This window comes from Modestobacter sp. KNN46-3, assembly GCF_011039295.1.
In genome coordinates this window covers 1-21,199 of sequence record NZ_JAAKGN010000057.1, presented here as the reverse complement: position 1 = coordinate 21,199, position 21,199 = coordinate 1, and the positions used below count along the sequence as shown (strand labels likewise).

Sequence of the window (21,199 nt, the reverse complement as noted above, 5' to 3'; positions counted from 1 at the left end):
GGACCCACCGATGGACCAGCCCAGGGACCGGCTGCACGACGGCGCACCACCCCGAGGCGTCCCCCGGGACGTGCGGGGTCTGGCGGCCGCGGGTCCGAGCGCACCGGAGACCTGGCTGCGCATCGTCCAGGTCCACGACCGGATCACCCGACGGGTCGACTCGGCGCTGCACCGGCAGCACGGGGTGTCGCTCACCGGCTTCGAGGTGCTGCGGCGGGTGGCCGAGTCCCCGCAGGAGCACGCCTCCATGGGCGACCTCGCCGACGCGGTCGGCCTCTCCCGGCCGGGGATCACCAGCACGGTCAACCGGCTCGTCGACGACGGACTGGTCACCCGTGAGCGACTGGACGGCGACCGGCGGCTGCTGCACGCCCGGCTGACCGACACCGGCCGGGACCGGGTCCGCGCGGCGATGTCCACCCACGACGACCTGGTGGCGCACCTGCTCACGATGCTCGGGGACGACGCCGCCGTGGTGACCGACGCGCTCGCCCGGGTGTCCTCCGCCACCCGCCGCCCCCGCTGACGCCGGCGGGGCCGACACCGCGGGGCCGCGCCCGGCCGGCGTCCGGGTCGACCCGTGCGGGGCAGGGCGGAGCCGCGTGCGCACCCGGCTCGGCCCCGGCCGGCGCGGTTGGAGCGGGACCGGCGGGGGCACTCGATCGGGTGGCGGACGGCCAACGGCGGAGAAACTTAAAGCCCGTAGTGTTTCGGGAACGATCTTCCGGGCACGATCGGGGCATGACGGGTGTCTTGCGCAACTGCACGGTCGTCGTGCCGACGATCGGACGGCCGTCGCTGGACGTGCTCCTCGATGCCCTGGCCGACGCCGCCGGTCCACGGCCGGCGGAGGTCGTGCTGGTCGACGACCGGCCCACCGGAGAGCCGCTCCGCCCGGAGCGCCCCGGGCTGCCCCCGGTCCGGGTGGTGCGCACCGGCGGCGGAGGGCCGGCGGTGGCCCGCAACCTGGGCTGGCGCACCGCGCGCACGGAGTGGATCGCCTTCCTGGACGACGACGTCGTCCCCGACCCCGACTGGTACGCCCGGCTCGCCGAGGACCTCGCCGCCCTGCCCGCCGACGCGGCCGGCACCCAGGGCCGGGTCCGGGTGCCGCTGCCGGCCGACCGCCGGCCCACCGACTGGGAGCGCGGCACCGCGGGGCTGGCCACGAGCAGCTGGATCACCGCCGACCTGGCCTACCGCCGATCCGCCCTGGCTGCGGTCGGCGGCTTCGACGAGCGCTTCCCCCGGGCCTTCCGGGAGGACTCCGACCTCGCCCTGCGGGTCATGGACACCGGCTCGACGCTGACCCGCGGCGAGCGGTGGATCACCCACCCGGTCCGGCCGGCCGACCGCTGGGTGTCCGCCCGGGTGCAGGCCGGCAACGCCGACGACGTCCTCATGCGGCGGCTGCACGGGCCGACCTGGCGCGAGCGCGCCGACGCCGCCGTCGGCCGCCGTCCCCGGCACCTCGCCGTCACGGGCGCCGGCCTGGCCGCGTTCGGCCTGGCCGCCGCGGGCCGGCCGCGGGCCGCGGCGCTCGCGGCCCTGGGCTGGGCCGCCGGCACCGCCGAGTTCGCCTGGGCGCGGATCGCCCCCGGTCCGCGGGACCGCGCCGAGGTCACCACCATGCTCGCCACCAGCGCGCTCATCCCGCCGCTGGCCAGCTGGCACTTCCTGCGCGGCGCCGTGCAGCACCGCACCGTGACGCCGTGGCGTGGCCTGCCCGACCTGGTCCTCTTCGACCGCGACGGCACGCTGGTGCACGACGTGCCCTACAACGGCGACCCGGCGCAGGTCCGGCCGGTCGACGGCGCCCGCGCGGCGCTGGACTCCCTCCGCGCGCGCGGGGTGCGGATCGGCCTGGTGACCAACCAGTCGGGGGTGGGCCGCGGCCTGATCACCCGGGCGCAGGCCGACGCGGTCAACGCCCGCGTCGCCGAGCTGCTGGGCCCCTTCGACACCGTGCAGGTCTGCCCGCACGCCCCCGAGGACGGCTGCGACTGCCGCAAGCCGGCCCCCGGCATGGTGAAGGCCGCCTGCGCCGAGCTCGACGTCGACCCGTCCCGCGTCGTCGTCATCGGGGACATCGGTGCCGACGTCGGGGCCGCCACCGCGGCCGGCGCCGCGGCGATCCTGGTGCCGACGATGGTCACCCGCCCCGCCGAGGTCACCGCCGCGGCACACCGGGCGCCCACCCTGGTCGACGCGGTCGAGGACGTGCTGGCAGGCGCCTGGTGACCCGCACCGTCCTCGTCGCCCGGCTGGACAACGCCGGCGACGTGCTGCTGCAGGGCCCGCTGGTGCGGGCCGTGGCCGCCGCCGCCGACCGGGTCGTCTTCCTGGCCAGCCCGCAGGGCACGGCGGCCGCCGAGCTGCTGCCCGGCGTCGACGACGTGCTGACCTGGCACTGCCCGTGGATCGACGGCGCACCGCAGCCGGTGGACGCCGACGACCTCGCCGCACTCGTCGACCGGGTGCGGGCGCTGGGCGTCGACGAGGCGGTGGTCAGCACGAGCTTCCACCAGTCACCGCTCCCCCTGGCGCTGCTGCTGCGCACCGCCGGGGTACGGCGGATCTCGGCGATCAGCGTCGACTACCCCGGCTCGCTGCTCGACGTCCGGCACCGGGTGGAGGACGACCTGCCCGAGCCGGAGCGGGCGCTCTCGCTGGCCCGCGCCGCCGGCTTCGAGCTGCCCGCCGGGGACGACGGGCTGCTCGCCGTGCGCCGTCCGCTCCCGGCGAACGCGCACGAACCGGGCTACGTCGTCCTGCACCCCGGTGCCTCGGTGCCTGCGCGGGCCTGGCCGGCCGAGCGCTGCGCGGAGGCGGTCGAGGCGCTCACCGACGCCGGCTGGCGGGTGCTGGTGACCGGCGGGCCGGGGGAGCGGGCGCTGACCGCGGCCGTCGCCGGCCGCCTGGGCACCGACCTCGGCGGGGCCACCACGCTGGCCGAGATGGCCGCGCTGCTCGACGGTGCGGCCGCCGTCGTCGTCGGCAACACCGGCCCGGCGCACCTGGCCGCCGCCGTCGGCACGCCCGTCGTCTCCCTCTTCTCCCCGGTCGTGCCGGCCGTGCGGTGGGCGCCCTACGGCGTGCCCACCGTGCTGCTCGGCGACCAGTCCGCCCCCTGCCGCGACACCCGGGCCCGCGAGTGCCCGGTGCCCGGTCATCCCTGTCTGACGTCGGTGAGCCCAGCCGACGTCGTCGCCGCCGTCGACAAGGTGGTCGCATCATGAAGGTCCTGCTCTGGCACGTGCACGGCTCCTGGACGACGTCCTTCGTCCAGGGCACCCACGACTACCTCCTTCCGGTGACCCCGGACCGCGGCCCCGACGGCCTGGGCCGCGCCCGCACCTGGGAGTGGCCCGCGTCGGCCCGCGAGGTCACCCCGGAGCAGCTCCGCGGCGAGGACGTCGACGTCGTCGTGCTGCAGCGCACCCGCGACCTCGAGCTGGTCCGTGAGTGGCTCGGCCGGGAGCCCGGCCGCGACCTCCCGGCCGTCTTCCTGGAGCACAACGCCCCGGACGGGGCGGTGCCGAACACCCGGCACCCGCTGGCCGACCAGCGCGAGATCCCGATCGCCCACGTCACCTTCTTCAACCAGCTCTTCTACGACAACGGCAGCGCGCCGACGACCGTCATCGAGCACGGCATCGTCGACCCGGGCGAGCGCTACACCGGCGAGCTGGCCCGGGCCGGCGTGGTGGTCAACGAACCCGTGCGCCGGGGCCGGTACACCGGTGGCGACCTGCTGCCGCTGCTGTCCGCGGCCGCGCCGCTGGACGTGTTCGGGATGGGCCTGGCCGGGCTGCACGAGCGCTACGGGCTCGACCCCGACCGGGTGGGTCTGTACGACGACCCGCCGCAGGCCGCGATGCACGACGAGCTCGCCCGCCGCCGGGTCTACGTGCACCCGGTGCGCTGGACGTCGCTGGGGCTGTCGCTGCTGGAGGCGATGCACCTGGGCATGCCGGTCGTCGGGCTGGCCACCACCGAGGCGGTCGAGGCGGTACCGGCCGAGGCGGGGGTGCTCTCCACCCGGCCCGAGCGGCTGGCCGAGGCGGTGCGGCACTTCGTCGCCGAGCCGGACGCCGCCCGGCTGGCCGGCAAGGCGGCCCGCGCCGCGGCGCTGGAGCGATACGGCCTGGGTCGGTTCCTCGCCGACTGGGACGCTCTCCTGACGGAGGTGACGAGATGAGGATCGACCTGGTGAGCGAGCACGCCTCACCGCTGGCCGCCATCGGCGGCGTCGACGCCGGTGGGCAGAACGTGCACGTGGCCGCGCTCGCCGCCGGCCTGGCCCAGCGCGGCCACCGGGTGACGGTGCACACCCGCCGGGACGACGCCGCGCTGCCGGACCGGGTGACCACGGCCGACGGCTACGACGTCGCGCACGTCGCCGCCGGGCCGGCCCGGGTGGTGCCCAAGGACGAGCTGCTCCAGCACATGGGCACCTTCGCCGACGTGCTGCGTGCCGAGTGGTCGGCGACCCGGCCGGACGTCGTGCACGCGCACTTCTGGATGAGCGGCCTGGCCTCGGTGCAGGCCGCCTCCCGGCTCGGCATCCCGGTGCTGCAGACCTTCCACGCCCTCGGCTCGGTCAAGCGCCGGCACCAGGGCGACGCCGACACCTCGCCCGAGCAGCGGATCGACCTGGAACGCGACCTGTGCGGCGACGTCGACCACGTGGTCGCCACCTGCAGCGACGAGGTGTTCGAGCTGCGCCGGCTCGGGCTGCCCAGTGACCGGGTGTCGATCGTGCCGTGCGGCGTGGACACCGACGAGTTCACCCCGGACGGGCCGGCCGCGCCGCACTCCGGCCGCCCGCGGCTGCTGGTGCTGGGCCGGCTGGTCGAGCGGAAGGGCCAGGAGGACGCCGTCCGGGCGCTGGCCGCCGTCCCCGACGCCGAGCTGGTCGTCGTGGGCGGCCCGCCGACCGACGAGCTGGACACCGACCCCGAGGTCTGCCGGCTGCGGGCCGTCGCCGCGGAGCTGGGGGTCGCCGACCGGCTGGTCTTCACCGGCGCGGTGTCCCGGGCCGACGTCCCGGGCTGGATCCGCTCGGCCGACGTCGTCCTGGCCGTGCCCTGGTACGAGCCGTTCGGGATCACGCCGCTGGAGGCGATGGCCTGCGGCCGCCCGGTCGTGGCCACCGCCGTCGGCGGGCTGGTCGACACCGTCGCCGACGGCGTGACCGGTGACCTGGTCCCGCCCCGCGACCCCGCGGCTCTCGGGCAGGCGCTGGCCGCCCTGCTCGCCGACGACGAGCGGCGGACCGCCTACGGCGCCGCCGGCGTCACCCGCGCCCGGACCCGCTACCGCTGGTCCCGGGTCGTCGCCGACACCGACGCCGTCTACCGCCAGGTGCTCGCCGCCCGGCGCCCGGTGGAGGCCGCCCGATGAACCCCCTCGCTGGAAGGACCGTCATGAGCACCGCCCCGTCCTCGGACCTCGAGGTCGTCTCGCCCGACACCTGCACGCACCTCACGGGCCACGACCACGTCGCGTCGCTGAGCGCCGCGCTCGGCGAGCTCACCGGGCAGGTCGAGACGCTGGACCGCTGGGGCCGGCTGCTCGCCGACGTGCTGACCGGGCCCTCCCGCGGCCGGCTGCTCGCCGCGGGCAACGGCGGCAGCGCGGCCCAGGCGCAGCACCTCACCGCCGAGCTGGTGGGCCGCTACCGCGCCGACCGCCCGCCGTTCTCCGCGATCTGCCTGACCGCCGAGACCTCCTCGCTCACCGCCATCGCCAACGACTACCCGGCCGACGAGCTGTTCGCCCGGCAGGTCGAGGCGCACGGCCGGGACGGCGACGTGCTGGTCCTGCTGTCCACCAGCGGCCGCAGCCCCAACGCGGTCGCCGCCGCCCGCCGGGCCCGAGAGTGCGGCATCACCGTGCTGGCGATGACCGGGCCGGCGCCCAACCCGCTGGCCGCCGTGGCCGACGAGACGGTCGCCATCGACTCGCCGTGGACGGCGACGGTGCAGGAGTGCCACCTGGTCGCGCTGCACCTGCTGTGCGCCGCGTTCGACGCCGCCGTGCTCGCCGACTCCCCCAGGATCTCCACCAGCAACCACGTCGAGGTGGTCCAGTGACCCGCGCGGCCTCCCGGCCGATCGTCGTGGTCGGTGACGCCCTGCTGGACGTCGACCTGGTCGGGACGGCGTCCCGGCTGACCCCCGATGCCCCGGTGCCGGTGGTCGAGGACGTCGAGACCCGCGAGCGTCCGGGCGGGGCCGCGCTGGCCGCCGTGCTGGCCGCGCGGGACGCCGGCGGCCGGGAGGTCGTGCTGGTCACCCCGCTCGCCGACGACGAGGGCGCCGCCCGGCTGCGCGCCCTGCTCGACGGCCGGGTCCGGCTGGTCGAGATCCCGGCCAGCAGCGCCACCCCGGTCAAGCAGCGGATCCGGGTCGGCGACCACTCCGTCGCCCGGCTGGACAGCGGGGGAGCCGTCTCGACCTTCGGCGCACTGCCGGCCGCCGCGGCCGAGGCGATCCGGGACGCGGCCGCGGTGCTGGTCGCCGACTACGGCCGCGGGACGACGTCGGCCCCCGACGTGCGCGCCGCGCTCTCCGCCGCCTCGGGGCCGGTGGTCTGGGACCCGCACCCCCGCGGTGCGGACCCGGTGCCCTCGGCCCGGCTGGTCACGCCCAACGGGGCGGAGGCCGCCCGGGTCGCCGACCTGGACGTGACCGGCGACGGGCTCGCCGCGGTCGGCGCCCGGGCGCAGGCGCTCATCGGGCACTGGGGGGTGGGGGCGGTCGCGATCACCCTCGGTGCCCGTGGTGCCCTCCTCTCCTACGGCGAGGGCGCACCGATGGTCGTGCCCGCCACCCCGGTCACCGGCGGCGACCCGTGCGGCGCCGGTGACTCCTTCGCCGCCGCGGTCACCGTGGCGCTCGCCGGTGGCGCGGTCACCGGGGAGGCAGTGACCTCTGCCGTGGCCGCGGCCGGGGCGTTCGTCGCCCGCGGCGGGGCCACCGCCTGGGACGCGGAGCCGGCCGTGGGGCCGGCTCCCGCAGCCGGCGTCGACGCGCAGGGCCCGGCGCCCCGGCTCGCGGCCCTGCTGGACCGGGTGCGCGCGGCCGGGGGCACCGTCGTGGCCACCGGCGGCTGCTTCGACCTGCTGCACGCCGGGCACGTCGCCACGCTGCAGGCCGCTCGCGGGCTGGGGGACTGCCTGGTCGTCTGCATCAACTCCGACGACTCGGTGCGCCGGCTCAAGGGCCCGACGCGCCCGCTGGTCACCGCGGCGGACCGGGCCCGGGTGCTGGAGGCCCTGGAGTTCGTGGACGCCGTCGTCGTCTTCGACGAGGACACCCCGGCGGAGGTGCTCGAGCAGGTACGGCCGGACGTCTGGGCCAAGGGCGGCGACTACGCCGGCGCGGACCTCCCGGAGGCCGCGGTGCTGCAGCGCTGGGGCGGTCAGGCCGTCGTCCTGCCCTACCTGGACGGCCACTCGACCACCGCCCTGGTCGAACGCTCCCGGGTGTGGTGACGGACCCCCCTCACCACCAAAATGGCCATTTTGGTGGCGAGGACGGCCGGGAGACGGCGGTGGTGCTGCGGCCGTTGGGGCTCGGGGACCTGCTCACCGGGGTGCCGGCGATCCGGGGGATCCGGGCCGCCGTGCCCGACCACCGGCTCGTGCTGGCCACCACCCGGGCGCTGGAGCCGCTGGCCGCGCTGATCGACGCCGTCGACGAGGTGCTGCCCGCCGTCGAGCTGGAGCCGCTGGACTGGGCCGGCCCACCGCCGGAGCTCGCCGTCGACCTGCACGGCAAGGGCCCGGCCTCGCACGTCGTCGTCGCCGGCCTGCGCCCGCAGCGGCTGCTCACCTTCGACAGCCCCGGCTACCCCGGGCCGACCTGGCACCCGGACGAGCACGAGGTGCGCCGCTGGTGCCGGCTGGTCTCCGGGGGGCTGGGCGTCGACTGCGACCCGGACGCCCTCGACCTCGCCGTCCCGGACGTGGAGCCGCCGGTGCGGGACGTCGCGGTCGTGCACCCCGGCGCCGCGTTCCCCGGCCGACGCTGGCCGGCCGAGCGGTTCGCCGCCGTCGCCCGGCACCTCGTCGCGGCCGGGCTCCGGGTGGCGATCACCGGTGGCCCGGCCGAGCGCCACCTCGCCCTGGCGGTCGCCGAGCAGGCCGGCCTGGGTGAGGAGGCGGTGCTGGCCGGCCGGACGACGTCCCTCGAGCTGGCCGCCGTGGTCGCCGCTGCCCGGGTGGTGGTCTGCGGCGACACCGGGGTGGCCCACCTGGCGACCGCCTACCGCCGGCCGTCCGTGGTGCTCTTCGGCCCGGTGTCACCCGCACTGTGGGGGCCGCCGGTGCGACCACAGCACGTCGTCTGCTGGCACGGGGACGGCGCCGGTGACCCCTGGGGGACGACGCTGGACCCGGCCCTCGCCCGGGTCACCGTCGCCGAGGTCACCGGAGCCCTCGACGGCCTCCTCGCCCGCACCTGACCCGCGGCCCATGGGCAGGGCTGGGGCAGAGAGGGTCCTCCGTCAGCCGCGGCGGCGGATGGCGTCGAACAGCACGCCCTGCAGGTCCTCGGGGTCGAGCGCCTGGTAGGCCGCGCCCCCGGTCGCCTCGCCGATCTGCTCCAGCGCATCGAGATCGGCGTCGGGGCCGAGCGCGATCCCGATGACCTTGACCGGTCGATCCGGGTCCGCCTCGGCGCGGAGGGTGTCCAGGAGGACGGGCAGGTCGATGCCCGCCGCGTCGTCGTCGTCGGTCCCGTCGGTGATCAGCACGACGCTGTTCACCGAGTTCGGGTCGTAGGCCTCCTGGGCGGCACGCACGGCGGCGAGCGTCGTGTCGTACAGGCCCGTGCCGCCAGGCGCCAGCAGGTTCGGCAGGGTGTCGAACTGCTGGTCGATCAGCTCACGGTGGGTCTGGCCGCCGACGTCGGTGCCGAAGGTGCGCAGCGGGGCCAGCTCGACGTGGTCGCGTTCTCCGTCGAGCTGGTAGGCGAAGGCCCAGACCCCGCCGGAGTAGGAGTCCGGCAGCAGCGTGAGCGCGCTCTTGGTCGCGTCCCGGGCGAGGGTGGCGCGGGTGCCGTCGCCGACCGGGGCGGCCATCGAGGTGGAGACGTCGATGACGGTGAGCAGCCGGGACGGGGTGGCCAGACTCGACAGCCGGCCGAGCAGGGCCTGCACCGCGGCGCCGTCCAGCTCCAGTGCCTCCGGTGCCTGCTCCTGCACGCCGGTGCCGGCGCCGGCGCCCTCGGGGGCGGCCCCGCTGGCGTCGCGGAAGCCGGCCGCCCGGGCCTGCTCACCGGCCGAGGCGCTGGTCAGTGCGTCGACCACCGCGTCCACGGCCGCGGAGTCCTCCTCGGCGGTGGGCAGCCGCAGCACCGGGTAGTCCAGGGCCGGCGAGCCCTCGGTGGGGTAGATCGCGACGAGGGAGTCGGAGCCGGCGGCGCGGTTGGCGGCCAGCACCTCCTGCTCGCTGACCGGCACCAGCGGTGCGTCGGCCCCGCCCTCGGTGCCGGTGGCCAGCGCATCGGCGACGGTGGGGACGTCACCGCGCCCGGCGGCCAGCACCGCCTCGACGACGGCGTTGTCCGCGTCCTCCCCGCCACCGAGCGACTGCCGGACGGCGGCCAGCACCGACAGGCCCTCGGCGCTCGCGGCCAGGTCGGGCACGGCCAGCGGCCGGCCGGTGGTCAGGGCCTCGCCCCAGCTCGGCGGGTCGGTGGTCCAGCCCAGCTCGTCGGCGGCGGCCCGGCTGGTGGCGAGCACCAGCGGCGAGGTGGCCAGTGACCCGGCCACCTCGAGGTCGGCGCTGCCGGCGCGGGCGGCCCACAGCGAGGAGTCGGGGACCCAGACCTGGGGCAGCGAGTCGGCGCCGAGGGAGCCCAGTGCGGCCAGCGTCTGCAGCGGCTCGGTCGCCTCGACGTCCGCCACGGCGCACGCGTCGGCACCGAGCGACAGCGGCTCGGCCAGCAGCTCCCGCACCAGCGTGCCGAGCTCGGGGGCCACCGTCACGCGGACCGTCTCGGTCTCCTCGCAGCCGGCGGCCTCCGCCGTCCCGTCCTCCGGGCCGGAGACGAACCAGGCGACACCGGCGACGAGCGCCGCGGCGACCACGACGGCGAGCCCGGCGAGCAGCGCCGGTCGGCTGGCAGTCCCGGGCCGGGCGGGAGTACGGGTGTGCCGCCCCATCTGGGTTCTCCGTCGTGTCTGGTCCGTGCAGGTGCCGAGCGGACGTCGCGGGGCGACGCGTGCTGTCGCGTCGGTTCGGCACTCTACCCAGTGCTGGGTGACCGACGGTCGGCGATCCTGCCCGCTGCGTGCGCTCGATCACGTTGCGTAGTGGAACTGGTGGGCGGCTCAGCCGGCCTGGGTGGCGAGCACCGGGCCGGCTCCGGTCAGCGCCTCGCTGGAGCCGGGACGCCGACGTCGCGCACGACGACCGACGGGCCGCCGGCCCCCCCGAGGGAGACCGACGGCCCGTGCGATGCCCGTCCTGTGGACGGGTCCTTCCTCAGTCGATCACCGACTTCTCGTTCGGGATGCCGTTCTCCGGGACCTCGGCCATCTCACCGTCGAAGGGCTCGATCTCCGCACCGCCGATGTCGGTCAGCTGCACGGGCTCGACCTCCTCGGTGGTGTCACCGGTGACCCGGCTGATCGACATGCCGGCGGTGCCCATGTGGCTGTCCTCGGAGTAGCGGAACGGTGCGAGCACCGGGCCCTCCCAGTCGCCGCCCGCGGTCTCGATGGCCTCGACCAGGCCGTCGCGCGTCGGGTTCTGACCGGCCGCCTGCAGGGCCTGCACCGTGGTGTAGGCCTGCGCCATGCCGTAGATCCGGTAGTTGGTCAGCTCGCCCTCGCCGCCGCACTCGTCCCAGATGCGCTGGAACTCCTGCACCCACGGGTTGTCCGGCTCGTCGACCGTCGGCAGGTAGTCGGTGGTCAGCGCGCCGTCGAGCAGGCTGGCGTCGCTCACCTGGCCCTGCGAGAAGTTGTTCAGCAGGCTGCCGACCAGCGTCGGGTCCGACCCCACGTTGGAGTAGAACCACTGCGGGTCGTAGCCCAGCTGAAGCGCGGTCAGCTGGGACAGCGCCGTGTAGCTGGGCACGTTGAAGCCGACGACGAAGTCGGCGCCGGCGGCCTGCAGGGCGGCGATCTGCGGCCCGACGTTGGTGTTGCCCGGCGTGTAGCGCTCGGCGGCCACGATCTGGTCGTCGATGTACTCGCGGATGCCGGCCTCGCCGTCCTCGCCGAAGTCGTCGTCCTGGAGGAAGAGCCCGACCTTCGCGTCCGGGAAGTTGTCGGCGATGTACTGGCCGATGATCTTCCCCTCGCTCTCGTAGTCGGTCTGCCAGCCGAACGTGTACGGGTTGGTCTCCGGGTCCTCGCCCCACAGCAGCGAGCCGGAGGAGACGAACAGGTCGGGCACGCCCTCGCTGTTCAGGAAGTCCAGGACGGCGCTGTGCGTCGGGGTGCCGAGGCCGCCGACGATGGCGAAGACCTCGTCCTCGAGGACCAGCTGGTTGACCACCTGGCTGGTGTTGGTCGGGTTGTAGGCGTCGTCCCGGTAGATGTAGTCGATCGTCCGGCCGTTCACCCCGCCCTCGTTGTTGAGGCACTCGTAGTACGCCTGCGATCCGGTCGGGATCTCGCTGTAGCCGGGGGCGGCCACGCCGGTGAGCGGGAAGTGGGCGCCGAGCTTGATCGAGTCCTCGGTGATGCCGATGTCGGAGGCCTCGTTGGCGCTGGCGTCGCCGCCGCCACCGCCGCCGTCCCCGCCACCGCCGTCATCGCTGCCGCCACAGGCGGCGAGGGTGGAGGCGGCGGTGGCTGCGGCGATGACGGTCATGAGACGTCGAGAGGATCTGGACAACGGTTCTCCTCTGGTGCTGTCCGGGCTTCGTTGCCCGGGAGTGTGTGGGGGGTCGTGGGGCCGGGATCGGCGATTCGGTCTGGTCGTCCTCACCCCCTGCTCGGCTGGGCGGCCGACCGCTTCGCCTGGCGGGTGAGCCAGCGCATGCGGAGGGTGCCGACGAAGCCGGCGGGAGCGAAGATCATCGCGACGATGAGCACCACGCCGTAGACGAAGGGGGCGAGCTGGGCGGCCTCGGTGTTGTTCAGTCCCCAGCCGGTGCCCAGGTCGGTGACGAACGGGGGCAGGAACACCAGCAGCGCCGAGCCGAGCAGGGCGCCGAGCAGGCTGCCCAGCCCACCGATCACGATCGCGGTGAGCAGGGCCAGCGAGAGGACCAGCGTGAACCCGCTGGGGGCGGCCAGCCGGACGACGAGGGCCAGCACCCCGCCGGCCAGCCCGGCCGCCGCGGCGCTCACCACGAAGGCGAGCACCCGCCACGCGCCGAGGTTGATCCCGGCCAGCTCGGCGGCGACCTCCTGGTCGCGCACCGCGCGCCAGGTGCGGCCGATCCGGCTGCGGATCAGGTTGGCCAGCAGGAAGTAGGTGATCAGCAGGCAGATGGCGCCGAGGTAGGCGAGCCACTTGGTGTTCGTCGCCGAGTTGCCCGAGACGGCGCTGATGAAGGACTCGAAGGCCTCCGGGGCCCGGGGGGCCCGCACCCGCATGCCCTGCTCGCCGCCGAGGACGTCGTGGAAGTAGATCGCCAGGCCCGGCAGGCCGACGGCGAGGGCCAGCGTGGCGCCGGCGAGGTAGGGGCCGTGCAGCCGGGCGGCGGCCACCCCGACCAGGGCGCCGACGGCGGTGGCGGTGACGATCGCGGCCAGCAGGATGAGCGGCAGCGGCAGTGGCTCGTCGGCGGAGAGGAACAGTGCGGTGGTGTAGGCGCCCACCGCCATCAGTGCGCCGTGGCCCAGCGAGATCTGGCCGTTCATCCCGGTCAGCACGGTGAGGCCGCCGGCCGCGATGGCGTAGTAGGTCAGCGTGGCCAGCTGGGAGTTGGTGAACGGGTCGGTGATCTCCAGCAGCACCACGGCTCCGACGGCCGCGATCAGCAGCACGAGCAGGTGCCGCAGCAGGGTCGACTGGGGGAGCAGGCTGCGGCGCCGGGTGGCGGTGGGCTCGTCGGCGCCGGCGGTCGCCTCCGTGGGGGCCTCCTCGGAGGCCTTGCCGGCGGTGGCCGTGCCCGCGCCGTTCTTGCCCGTGGTGGGGCTCTGCAGGTCGCTCATGTCATGCCCTCCGAGCCGTGCTGCTGGCGAACAGGCCACCGGGGCGCACGAGCAGCACGACCATCAGGATGACCAGGGCGGCGACGTTGACCAGGGCACTGCCCCGCTCCACGTAGCCGCTGACGTAGCTGAGGGCCAGGCCGAGGATCAGCCCGCCGACGATGGCGCCGATGGGGGAGTCCAGGCCGCCGAGCACGGCGGCGACGAACCCGAACACGATCAGGCTGTCCATGTAGGCGGGGTAGACGAACTCCCCGCCGGCGATGAGCAGCCCGGCCAGCGAACCGACGACGGCGGCGAGTGCCCAGCCGAGGGTGAGCATCCGGCCGACCCGCACGCCGAGCAGCCGGGCGACCTCCTGGCCGAACGCCGAGGCGCGCATCGCCAGGCCGATCCGGGTGAACCGGAACAGCACGACCAGCAGCGCCATGGTGACCAGCACCGCGGCGATCACCCAGACGCTGTTCGGGGTGAGCGCGATCCGGTTGTCGCCGACCTGGAAGCCCTCCAGCCCGAACGGCGTCGGGAACGACTGGAACGCCGAGCCGAAGACGATCGCGATCGCGGCCTGGATGGCGACGAAGAGGCCGAGGGTCACGATGACCGCGTTGAGCTCCGGGCCGCCCTCGACGGGCCGGATGACGACCCGTTCCACGATGGCGCCGAGCACCAGCCCGGAGAGCAGGGCGACGACCAGGGCCACCCAGTAGGACTGCCCGGCCTGGATGAGCGCGAGGGCGATGAAGGTCGTCGCCGCCGCCATGGAGCCCTGGGCGAAGTTCACGATCCGGGTGGACCGCCAGATCAGCACCAGGGCGAGGGCGAAGGCCGAGTAGACCATGCCCTCGGTCAACCCGGTGAGGGTGACGTTCACGAAGTACTGCACGGAGGAGGTGCCTTCCTGGCGGTGCGGAGGGGACTCGGGAAGTGGGTCAGAAGCCCAGGTAGGCGTGCCGGAGGTCCTCGTCGGCCATCAGCGTGCGGGCGGAGTCGGTGACGACCACCCGGCCGAGGTTGAGGACGACGCCGACGTCGGCCACCGACAGGGCGCTCCGCGCGTTCTGCTCGACCAGCAGGACCGACAGCCCCTCGCTGTCGACCAGGCGGCGGAGGAGGCCGAAGATCTGCGCCACGATCCGGGGGGCCAGGCCCAGCGACGGCTCGTCGAGCAGCAGGATCCGCGGCTGCGCCAGCAGTGCCCGCCCGATGACGAGCATCTGCCGCTCGCCGCCGGAGAGGACGTGGGCCGGCTGGTCGCGGCGCTCGGCGATCCGCGGGAACAGGTCGTAGATGCGGTCGTACTCGCTCTTCTCGACCTTGCCCCGGAACAGCGCCCCGACCCGCAGGTTCTCGTGCACGGTCAGCTCGGCGATGACGCCGCGCCCCTCGGGCACGTGGGCCATGCCCCGGCCGACCATCGACTCGACGGAGGCGGAGGTGATGTCCTCCCCGTCCAGGACGACCCGGCCCGAGGAGCTCCGGACCAGCCCGCTGACGGTGCGCAACAGGGTGGTCTTGCCGGCGCCGTTGGCCCCGAGGACGGCGGTGATCCGGCCGGTGTCCGCGCGCAGCGAGACCCCGTCCAGCGCTCGGACGGCCCCGTAGGAGGAGGTGAGGTCCTGGACCTCCAGCAGCGCCGGGCCGGCGGCGGTGCCCCCGTCGGTCGCGACAGCCGTGCTGCCGTGTGCGCGGGTGTCAGCCATGGTGGCGCCCTCCGTCGGTGCGGGTCGTGCCGGCCGCGTCCTCCTCGGCCGTGACCTCGTCGCCGAGGTAGGCCTCGGTGACGGCGGGGTCGGCCTGTACCTCGGCCGGGGTGCCGGCGGCGATCTGGCGCCCGGAGTCCAGGACGGTGATCCGGTCGCAGACCCGCATGACCAGGTCCATGTGGTGCTCGACCAGCAGCACGCTCATCCGGCCGGACAGGGTGCGGATGAGCTCGCCGAGCTCGTGCATCTCGTCCTCGGCGAGACCGCTGGCGGGCTCGTCGAGCAGCAGCAGGTCGGGGGCGGAGACCAGTGCCCGGGCCAGCGCGACCCGCTTCTGCACCGGGTAGGGGAGGCCGCCGGGGTAACGGCCGGCGTACTGCTGGGCGCCCAGGTCGCTCAGCGCGGTGAGGGCCCGGGCGCGCAGCTCCCGCTCGTCGCGGTCGGAGCGCGGCAGGGCGAACAGTGCGGAACCGAAGCCGGCGCGGGCGTGCCGGTGGGCGCCGATCATGACGTTCTCCAGCACGGTCATGCCGGGGAAGAGGCCCACGCCCTGCAGGGTGCGGGCGATGCCCAGGCCGGCCAGCTGGTGCGGCTTCAGCCGGCGGAGCGGCTGGCCACGCCAGGTCATCTCACCGGCCGTGGGGCGCACGATCCCGCAGGCGACGTTGAACAGCGTCGTCTTGCCTGCGCCGTTCGGGCCGATGAGCCCGTGCACCTGGCCGGGCTCGACCACCAACGAGACCTCGGAGAGCGCCACGACGCCGCCGAAGGCGACGGTGATCCCGGTCATCTCCAGGCTGGCGGAAGGGGCGCGGTCGGTGTCCGGGGCAGCGGTGCGGTCGATCGCAGTGCTGCCTGCAGTCGGGGTCGGCTGCGCCAACGGGCCCACGGCTCCTTTGCCTCGGGTGCCCCGTCCGCCGGGCATGGCGCGGCGGACGAGTGCCGGATGATCCGACTCCCCGAGCGTGCGGTGCGGTGAGTGCCGTCACAATGGGCGCGGAGCACAGCGATCACTCCGATTGCTTGTGCAGTGTGCCGTGTGTCACAGACGGGGGGCAAGGTGCAACCGTTCCGACCCGAGGTCTCCGCGCGCCTGGCCCAGCTCGCTCCGCCGCTGCTGAGCCAGCTCGACGAGATGACCTCCCGGATGATCAGCATCCTCGAGCGCACCGAGGGGGCCTACACCGAACAGGGCCCCGTCGTCCGGGCCGAGTTGTTCGAGTCCAGCCGGGCCAACCTCGAGCGGGCGGTGCGCACCCTGATGGGCGACTCCGACGACGGCGGCCGCGCGGCGCTCGCAGCGGCCCGGGAGGTCGGGAGCCGCCGGGCGATCCAGGGGGTGCCGCTGGAGACGGTGCTGCGCGCCTACCGGCTGGGCGGGCAGGTCACCTGGGAGGCGCTGCGCGCGACGGCGCGGGCCGCCGAGGCGCCGGGCGACAGCGACGTCCTGCTCGAGGTGGCGGGCTCGGTGTGGCACGTCAACGACGTGCAGTGCGCGGCGTTGGCCGAGGCCTACCGGACCGAGGAGCGGCGGCTGGCCGGCATCGACGACCAGGCGCGCCAGCAGGTGCTGGACGGGCTGCTGGGTGGCCGCGGGGGTGACCCGGTGTTTGTCCGGACGGCGTCGGAGCTGCTGGCCCTGCCGCTGGACGGCCGGTTGGTCTGTGCCGTCGCGCCCCCGGACGAGTCCGGGGGACCGAACCTCGACGACCCCGGCGCCCGGCTGCTGAAGCGGGGCGTGCGCTCGGTGTGGGGCTGGCGCTCCGGTGCCCAGGTCGGGGTGGTGGCGCTGGGCACCCGTCAGGTCGGCGACGTGCTCGCCTGGCTGACCGAGCTGGCCGGGGGCCCGGTGGGCGTCTCGGCCGTGGTGGACGGCGCCGCGGCGGTCGCCTCCGCCTGGCGGCTGGCCGACACCGCGGCCCGCACCCTGCCCCCCGGCCAGCCCCGGGTGGTCACGATCGACGACCGGTTGCCCGAGGCGCTGCTGAGCAGCTCCCCGGAGATCACCCGCCGGCTCGTGGAGCAGTCGCTGGGCCGGCTGCTCGACCTGCCCGCCGACGAGCGCGAGGTGCTGCTGGACACGCTGACCGCCGTGCTGGCCGCGGACGGGTCACCGACCCGGGCCGCCGACCAGCTCTACTGCCACCGCAACACCGTGATGCACCGGCTGCGCCGGATCGAGCAGGTCACCGGCCGCTCGGTGGCCGACCCCCGGTCCCGGCTGCTCTGGCAGCTGGCCCTGCTGGGGGCCGACCACCGGTAAGGACCCCGTTCCCCCCACGCTTCGCGAGCTCAGCGCGGGACCCTGAACGGGGCCGCACGAGCTTCGTGCTGCGCGCCTTGCCGCTACTGGAGGTAGTTCTCGACCTGCGGCTCCGGGCGCGGCTGGGCCTCGTCGGGGTCCTCGCCGTACTGCCGCTTGGCGTCCCGCTGGCGGATCAGGTCCCACAGCTGGTCGCGCTCCTCCTCGATCTGCCGGAGCCGGGCGCGCTGCTCGTCGGTGTGCTCGCTGGAGTCGCGGAGCGCGTGCTCCTCCTCGACCAGCGCCTCGATCTTGCTGCGGATCTCCTTGTCGTCCATGGCGGTCACCTTGCCCGGTCCGGGCGCCTCCCACGCCTGCCGCTCACGGCCGATCCGGCACCCAGCCCTCGACGAACGCAGCCAGCCGCCGGGTGACCGCGCCGCCGGCCCGGCCCAGCGCGAGCAGGGCCGCCCGGTCCAGCGGGACCCGGACCGTCCGTCGTCCGGCGTCGGCCACCCGCACCGCGTGCCCGTCGGCGACCAGCTCCGGCCAGGGGCGGTCCAGCTGGGCGCGGACCCGGTCCAGCGCCGCAGCGGCCGGGCCGGCGTTGCCGGTGACCAGTGCGGTGACGAACGCCGGGTCGCTGCCGATCACCCGGGTGGCGTCCCGGAAGCTGCCGGCGGCGAGGGAGAGCGCGAGCGGGCCGGCCTGGCCGGCGGCGGCCGCCACCGCGGCGGCCAGCAGGTGCGGGACGGCGCTGATCGCCGCCACCGCGTCGTCGTGCTCGGCGGCGGTCACCGGGACCACCTCGGCGCCGACGGCCAGCGCGATCTCGGCGACCCGCAGCCAGCGCCGCAGGTCGGTGTCGGCCTCCAGGCACAGCGCCCAGCGGGCACCGGCGAACAGGGTCGGGTCGACGGCGGTGTGCCCGGAGCGTTCGGTGCCGCACATCGGGTGCCCGCCGACGTACCGGTCCCCGTGGGCGGCCCCCAGCTCGGCGAGCACCGGTGCCTTCACCGAGCCCAGGTCGGTGACCGTGGCCCCGGGGTCGATCCGCAGCCCGTCCAGCGCCGTGGCCATCGCGGGGAGCGGGACGGCGAGCACGACCACCCCGGTCAGCTCCCGGCGGATCGCCACGCCGGCGTCCTCCGCTGCGTCGCGGGCGGCCGGGTCGACGTCCCAGCCGGAGACCGGCCGCCCGGCCGCGGCCAGCGCGGCCGCCAGCGACCCGCCCAGCTGTCCGAGGCCGACGACGGACACCGGCGGTGCCGGCATCGTCGGGACGGGGAAGGAGCCGGTCACGGCGCCGCCTCGCCGGTCTCCCACGGGGTACCCAGCCGGAACACCCGGGCCAGGGCGGTGGCGACCTGCCGTCCGTCCGCGGTGGCCGCGTCGATCCGGTAGACGGCGGTGCGGCCGGTGCGGTGCAGCTCGACCCCCTCCGCGACCAGGTGGTCGCCGGGCCGGCCGGCGGAGAGGAACTCGGTGTGCACGTCCTGGGCGACGGCGACCGTGCCGTGGCTGTTGCTCACCGCGGCGTGCACCACGTCCAGCAGGGCCATCGTGGCGCCGCCGTGCGCCGTGCCGACCGCGTTGAGCAGGGCCGGGCCGACGGTCATCGAGGCGCGGGCGTAGCCGGGCCGGACCTCCTCCAGCTCGATGCCCAAGTGAGCGGCGAGCGGATCGGCGGCGAGGGCGGCGAACAGTGCCGGGGCGACGGCGGGGACGTCGACCGGCGCGCTGTCGTCGGGGAGGGCGTCGGCCATGATCTACAGGCTATGGCCCTCCCCTCCGACTCCGGCACCACGCTGCGGCAGAGCTTCGCCGTCCGGGTCAGCTCGGTCGCCGGTCGCTGGCAGTGCGAGCTGCTCGCCGCCGGCGCCGACGACGAGCTCCCGGCCCTGGAACGCGCGCTCGGCGAGCCGGGCGCCGCCGGCTGGCCGGGCCCGTTCGTGGTCGTCGTCGACAGTCGCCTCTACTTCGTCGTGCTGCGACACGGACCGGGCGGCATGGTCCGGGCGCTGGTCTCCGACGCCACGTTCCAGGAGCACCTGCTCGCGGCCGAGGCGGTGGAGCGCTACGGCATCCCGGTCGAGACCGGCGCCACGATCGACGACGCCTTCGACGAGGACGGCCAGGGCTGGCCCGGCGGTGACCTCGACGTCTTCGCCGACGCCGGGCTGCCGGCCGAGGAGCTGGCCCGGCTGCTGGACTCCGACGAGCTGTGGGCCGACGAGATGGTGCTGGCCATCGCCGAACGGCTGGGCTTCGCCGACGAGCTGACGGCGGTGGCGACCCCGTGAGCGTCCCGGTCCCCGTCAGCGCCGTCGTCTTCGACCTGGGCGGCGTGCTCACCGAGAGCCCGCTGATCGCCTTCGCCGCCTACGAGGAGGAGGCGGCGCTGCCCGCCGGGTTCATCGTCGGGCTGAACAGCACCGACCCGGACGCGAACGCCTGGGCCCGCTACGAGCGCCGGGAGCTCGACGAGCCGGGGTTCCGGCGCGCCTTCGAGGCCGAGGCCGCCGCCGCCGGGCACCCGCTGGACGCGGCGCGGGTGCTCGCCGCGCTGGCGGGGGAGCTGCGCCCGGCGATGGTGGCGGCGGTGCAGCGGCTGCGGACGGTGGGGCTGCCGCTGGCGCTGCTGTCGAACAACGTGGCCCCGATGCAGCGCACCGGCCGGCTGGGCGAGCTGCTGGAGCTGTTCGACGTCGTCGTCGAGTCCTCGGTCGAGGGCGTGCGCAAGCCCGAGCCGGCGATCTACCCGCTCGCGCTGCAGCGCCTGTCGGCGGCGGTCGGCCGGGAGATCGCGCCGTCGGACTGCGCCTACCTGGACGACCTGGGCATCAACCTGAAGCCGGCCCGGGCACTGGGCATGCACACGATCAAGGTCGTCGACCCCGCCACCGCGCTCGCCGAGCTGTCCGCGCTCACCGGCCTGGACCTGGCGTGACCTCGTGGCGCAGTAGTGCTCTGGCTGCACCAGCGCACCAGAGCACTACTCGCGGCGAGGCACACCTGTCTGGCCGTCCGCGGGCGGGCCGGCGGTGACCGACGACGAGGCGATGCTGCGGGCGCTGGAGCTCGCGGCCGCCGCGCAGGAGTGGGGTGACACGCCGATCGGCGCCGTCGTCCTCGGGCGTGACGGGACGGTGCTGGCCGAGGCGGCCAACGAGCGGGAGAAGCGGGGCGACCCGACGGCGCACGCCGAGGTCCTGGCCCTGCGAGCGGCCGCGGCGGTGCACGGTGACGGCTGGCGGCTGACCGGGGCGACCCTTGTGGTCACCCTCGAGCCCTGCACGATGTGCGCCGGCGCGAGCGTGCTGGCCCGGGTGGCGCGGGTGGTCTACGCCGCCGACGACCCGAAGGCCGGGGCGGCCGGCTCGCTGTGGGACGTCGTCCGGGACCGGCGGCTGAACCACCGGCCCGAGGTCACCGGCGGTGTCCGCGCCGAGGAGTCCGGCGCGTTGCTACGTGCGTTCTTCCGCGGGAAGCGGGGCCTGTAGTCTTTCCGGCGGTGGCGTGTCCGAGCGGCCGAAGGAGCACGCCTCGAAAGCGTGTGAGGTGCAAGCCTCCGTGGGTTCAAATCCCACCGCCACCGCCAGTCGAGAACGGCAGTGCCCCACCGGGCGCTGCCGTTCTCGCGTTCCGCGGGTCTCCCCTCAGACTGCGATGTCGTAGTCGATGAGCAACTGGCCGTCGTCCCCCCGGACCAGGGTGATCTCGTGCTGCTCTGCGCTGACGCTGCCGTCGCGCCCGGTGAAGGTCACCGGCATCGAGGCGACGAGCGACCCGTCCTGCGCCGACACCGGCCCGCGACGGACGCTCCGGAAGCCGTTCCAGAAGTCGATGTAGGCCGACCTGCTGCCGATCTCGGCCCGCAGCCGGGGCCCGGTGCGCTCCCAGGCCGACTCGGGATCGCCGGGCAGCAGCGCGTAGTAGCTGGTGATCGCCTGGGTCACCTCGGCCGCGGAGCCCGGGGCCGGGCCTGCGGGCGGCGGGGTCGAGCTGCACCGCACCGGCCGCACCGCCGTCTACCGGATCGACGCGGCCACCGCGGACGGACGGCAGGTCGCCACCGCCCTGGCCCGGGTGTTCCGGCTGGGTACCCCGTGGGAGACCGGCG

At 75.5% G+C, this 21,199-nt stretch carries 22 protein-coding genes, 1 tRNA gene and 1 pseudogene; 14 read left to right on the top strand and 10 right to left on the bottom strand.

Annotated elements, in window-relative coordinates:
• The first annotated feature begins 10 nt into the window (after positions 1 to 10).
• From G5C62_RS13635 to G5C62_RS13600, 8 genes are all read left to right on the top strand, one after another.
• Positions 11 to 526 (top strand): MarR family winged helix-turn-helix transcriptional regulator, encoded by a 516-nt coding sequence (locus G5C62_RS13635; protein ID WP_164701407.1) that lies wholly within the window; start codon positions 11 to 13, stop codon positions 524 to 526.
• Between the two features lie 215 nt (positions 527 to 741).
• Positions 742 to 2,241, top strand: a complete 1,500-nt coding sequence (locus G5C62_RS13630) for an HAD-IIIA family hydrolase (protein ID WP_164701406.1) — start codon at positions 742 to 744, stop codon at positions 2,239 to 2,241.
• On the top strand, positions 2,238 to 3,239 hold the full coding sequence (locus G5C62_RS13625; protein ID WP_164701405.1) for a glycosyltransferase family 9 protein: 1,002 nt from the start codon (positions 2,238 to 2,240) through the stop codon (positions 3,237 to 3,239). The genes G5C62_RS13630 and G5C62_RS13625 overlap by 4 nt, the downstream gene beginning before the upstream one ends.
• Positions 3,236 to 4,201, top strand: a complete 966-nt coding sequence (locus G5C62_RS13620) for a glycosyltransferase (protein ID WP_164701404.1) — start codon at positions 3,236 to 3,238, stop codon at positions 4,199 to 4,201. Before G5C62_RS13625 ends, G5C62_RS13620 begins: the two co-directional genes overlap by 4 nt.
• Entirely contained in the window at positions 4,198 to 5,406 is a 1,209-nt protein-coding gene (locus G5C62_RS13615) for a glycosyltransferase (RefSeq protein ID WP_036336840.1), read from the top strand. The genes G5C62_RS13620 and G5C62_RS13615 overlap by 4 nt, the downstream gene beginning before the upstream one ends.
• A 23-nt stretch (positions 5,407 to 5,429) precedes the next feature.
• Entirely contained in the window at positions 5,430 to 6,098 is a 669-nt protein-coding gene (locus tag G5C62_RS13610) for an SIS domain-containing protein (protein WP_164701403.1), read from the top strand.
• Positions 6,095 to 7,501, top strand: coding sequence for a D-glycero-beta-D-manno-heptose 1-phosphate adenylyltransferase (gene rfaE2 / locus G5C62_RS13605; protein ID WP_164701402.1), 1,407 nt, complete (start codon positions 6,095 to 6,097; stop codon positions 7,499 to 7,501). The genes G5C62_RS13610 and rfaE2 overlap by 4 nt, the downstream gene beginning before the upstream one ends.
• Positions 7,498 to 8,472, top strand: a complete 975-nt coding sequence (locus G5C62_RS13600) for a glycosyltransferase family 9 protein (RefSeq protein WP_164701401.1) — start codon at positions 7,498 to 7,500, stop codon at positions 8,470 to 8,472. Before rfaE2 ends, G5C62_RS13600 begins: the two co-directional genes overlap by 4 nt.
• A gap of 42 nt (positions 8,473 to 8,514) precedes the next feature.
• Here the strand turns inward: G5C62_RS13600 and G5C62_RS13595 are convergent, their stop codons facing one another.
• The 6 genes from G5C62_RS13595 to G5C62_RS13570 form a co-directional block, all read right to left on the bottom strand.
• On the bottom strand, positions 8,515 to 10,176 hold the full coding sequence (locus G5C62_RS13595; protein WP_164701400.1) for a VWA domain-containing protein: 1,662 nt from the start codon (positions 10,174 to 10,176) through the stop codon (positions 8,515 to 8,517).
• A 322-nt stretch (positions 10,177 to 10,498) separates the two neighbouring features.
• Positions 10,499 to 11,836: an ABC transporter substrate-binding protein gene (locus G5C62_RS13590; protein ID WP_164701399.1), complete on the bottom strand. Its 1,338-nt coding sequence runs from the start codon at positions 11,834 to 11,836 to the stop codon at positions 10,499 to 10,501.
• A gap of 113 nt (positions 11,837 to 11,949) precedes the next feature.
• Entirely contained in the window at positions 11,950 to 13,128 is a 1,179-nt protein-coding gene (locus G5C62_RS13585; RefSeq protein ID WP_081975425.1) for a branched-chain amino acid ABC transporter permease, read from the bottom strand.
• A 1-nt stretch (position 13,129) separates the two neighbouring features.
• Positions 13,130 to 14,014 carry a branched-chain amino acid ABC transporter permease gene (locus tag G5C62_RS13580; protein WP_164701398.1) on the bottom strand — a complete coding sequence of 295 codons (885 nt, stop codon included), beginning with the start codon at positions 14,012 to 14,014 and terminating at the stop codon, positions 13,130 to 13,132.
• Between the two features lie 46 nt (positions 14,015 to 14,060).
• Positions 14,061 to 14,831, bottom strand: a complete 771-nt coding sequence (locus G5C62_RS13575; protein WP_036336825.1) for an ABC transporter ATP-binding protein — start codon at positions 14,829 to 14,831, stop codon at positions 14,061 to 14,063.
• Positions 14,824 to 15,723, bottom strand: a complete 900-nt coding sequence (locus G5C62_RS13570) for an ABC transporter ATP-binding protein (RefSeq protein ID WP_036336823.1) — start codon at positions 15,721 to 15,723, stop codon at positions 14,824 to 14,826. The genes G5C62_RS13575 and G5C62_RS13570 overlap by 8 nt, the downstream gene beginning before the upstream one ends.
• A gap of 171 nt (positions 15,724 to 15,894) precedes the next feature.
• Between G5C62_RS13570 and G5C62_RS13565 the strand changes: the two genes are divergently transcribed.
• Complete coding sequence (locus tag G5C62_RS13565) at positions 15,895 to 17,097, top strand: helix-turn-helix domain-containing protein (RefSeq protein ID WP_164701397.1); 1,203 nt, start codon at positions 15,895 to 15,897, stop codon at positions 17,095 to 17,097.
• An 83-nt stretch (positions 17,098 to 17,180) separates the two neighbouring features.
• On the opposite strand, the gene G5C62_RS13560 is transcribed toward G5C62_RS13565, so the two are convergent.
• Genes G5C62_RS13560 through G5C62_RS13550 form a run of 3 tightly spaced genes read right to left on the bottom strand, consistent with a single transcriptional unit; the run spans position 17,181 to position 18,842 of the window.
• Positions 17,181 to 17,414, bottom strand: a complete 234-nt coding sequence (locus G5C62_RS13560; RefSeq protein ID WP_036336822.1) for a DUF2630 family protein — start codon at positions 17,412 to 17,414, stop codon at positions 17,181 to 17,183.
• Positions 17,415 to 17,457: 43 nt separating this feature from the next.
• The gene (locus G5C62_RS13555) at positions 17,458 to 18,378 is read right to left on the bottom strand and encodes a prephenate dehydrogenase/arogenate dehydrogenase family protein (RefSeq protein ID WP_241175888.1); all 921 of its coding nucleotides are present in this window, start codon (positions 18,376 to 18,378) and stop codon (positions 17,458 to 17,460) included.
• Positions 18,375 to 18,842 (bottom strand): PaaI family thioesterase, encoded by a 468-nt coding sequence (locus tag G5C62_RS13550; protein WP_164701396.1) that lies wholly within the window; start codon positions 18,840 to 18,842, stop codon positions 18,375 to 18,377. Before G5C62_RS13550 ends, G5C62_RS13555 begins: the two co-directional genes overlap by 4 nt.
• A 12-nt stretch (positions 18,843 to 18,854) precedes the next feature.
• Between G5C62_RS13550 and G5C62_RS13545 the strand changes: the two genes are divergently transcribed.
• From G5C62_RS13545 to G5C62_RS13530, 4 genes are all read left to right on the top strand, one after another.
• The gene (locus G5C62_RS13545) at positions 18,855 to 19,379 is read left to right on the top strand and encodes a tRNA adenosine deaminase-associated protein (RefSeq protein WP_164701395.1); all 525 of its coding nucleotides are present in this window, start codon (positions 18,855 to 18,857) and stop codon (positions 19,377 to 19,379) included.
• Entirely contained in the window at positions 19,376 to 20,026 is a 651-nt protein-coding gene (locus tag G5C62_RS13540) for an HAD-IA family hydrolase (protein WP_164701394.1), read from the top strand. The genes G5C62_RS13545 and G5C62_RS13540 overlap by 4 nt, the downstream gene beginning before the upstream one ends.
• A 94-nt stretch (positions 20,027 to 20,120) precedes the next feature.
• A complete protein-coding gene (locus G5C62_RS13535) occupies positions 20,121 to 20,579 on the top strand; it encodes a nucleoside deaminase (RefSeq protein WP_241175887.1) in 459 nt (152 codons plus the stop codon).
• Between the two features lie 10 nt (positions 20,580 to 20,589).
• A tRNA-Ser gene (locus tag G5C62_RS13530) sits at positions 20,590 to 20,677 on the top strand.
• Positions 20,678 to 20,735: 58 nt separating this feature from the next.
• On the opposite strand, the gene G5C62_RS13525 is transcribed toward G5C62_RS13530, so the two are convergent.
• Positions 20,736 to 21,035, bottom strand: a complete 300-nt coding sequence (locus tag G5C62_RS13525; RefSeq protein ID WP_164701393.1) for a hypothetical protein — start codon at positions 21,033 to 21,035, stop codon at positions 20,736 to 20,738.
• Here G5C62_RS13525 and G5C62_RS13520 point away from each other — a divergent pair.
• A pseudogene (locus tag G5C62_RS13520) lies at positions 21,019 to 21,199 on the top strand (hypothetical protein); the annotation flags it as partial. The gene G5C62_RS13525 and the pseudogene G5C62_RS13520 sit on opposite strands and share 17 nt — an antisense overlap.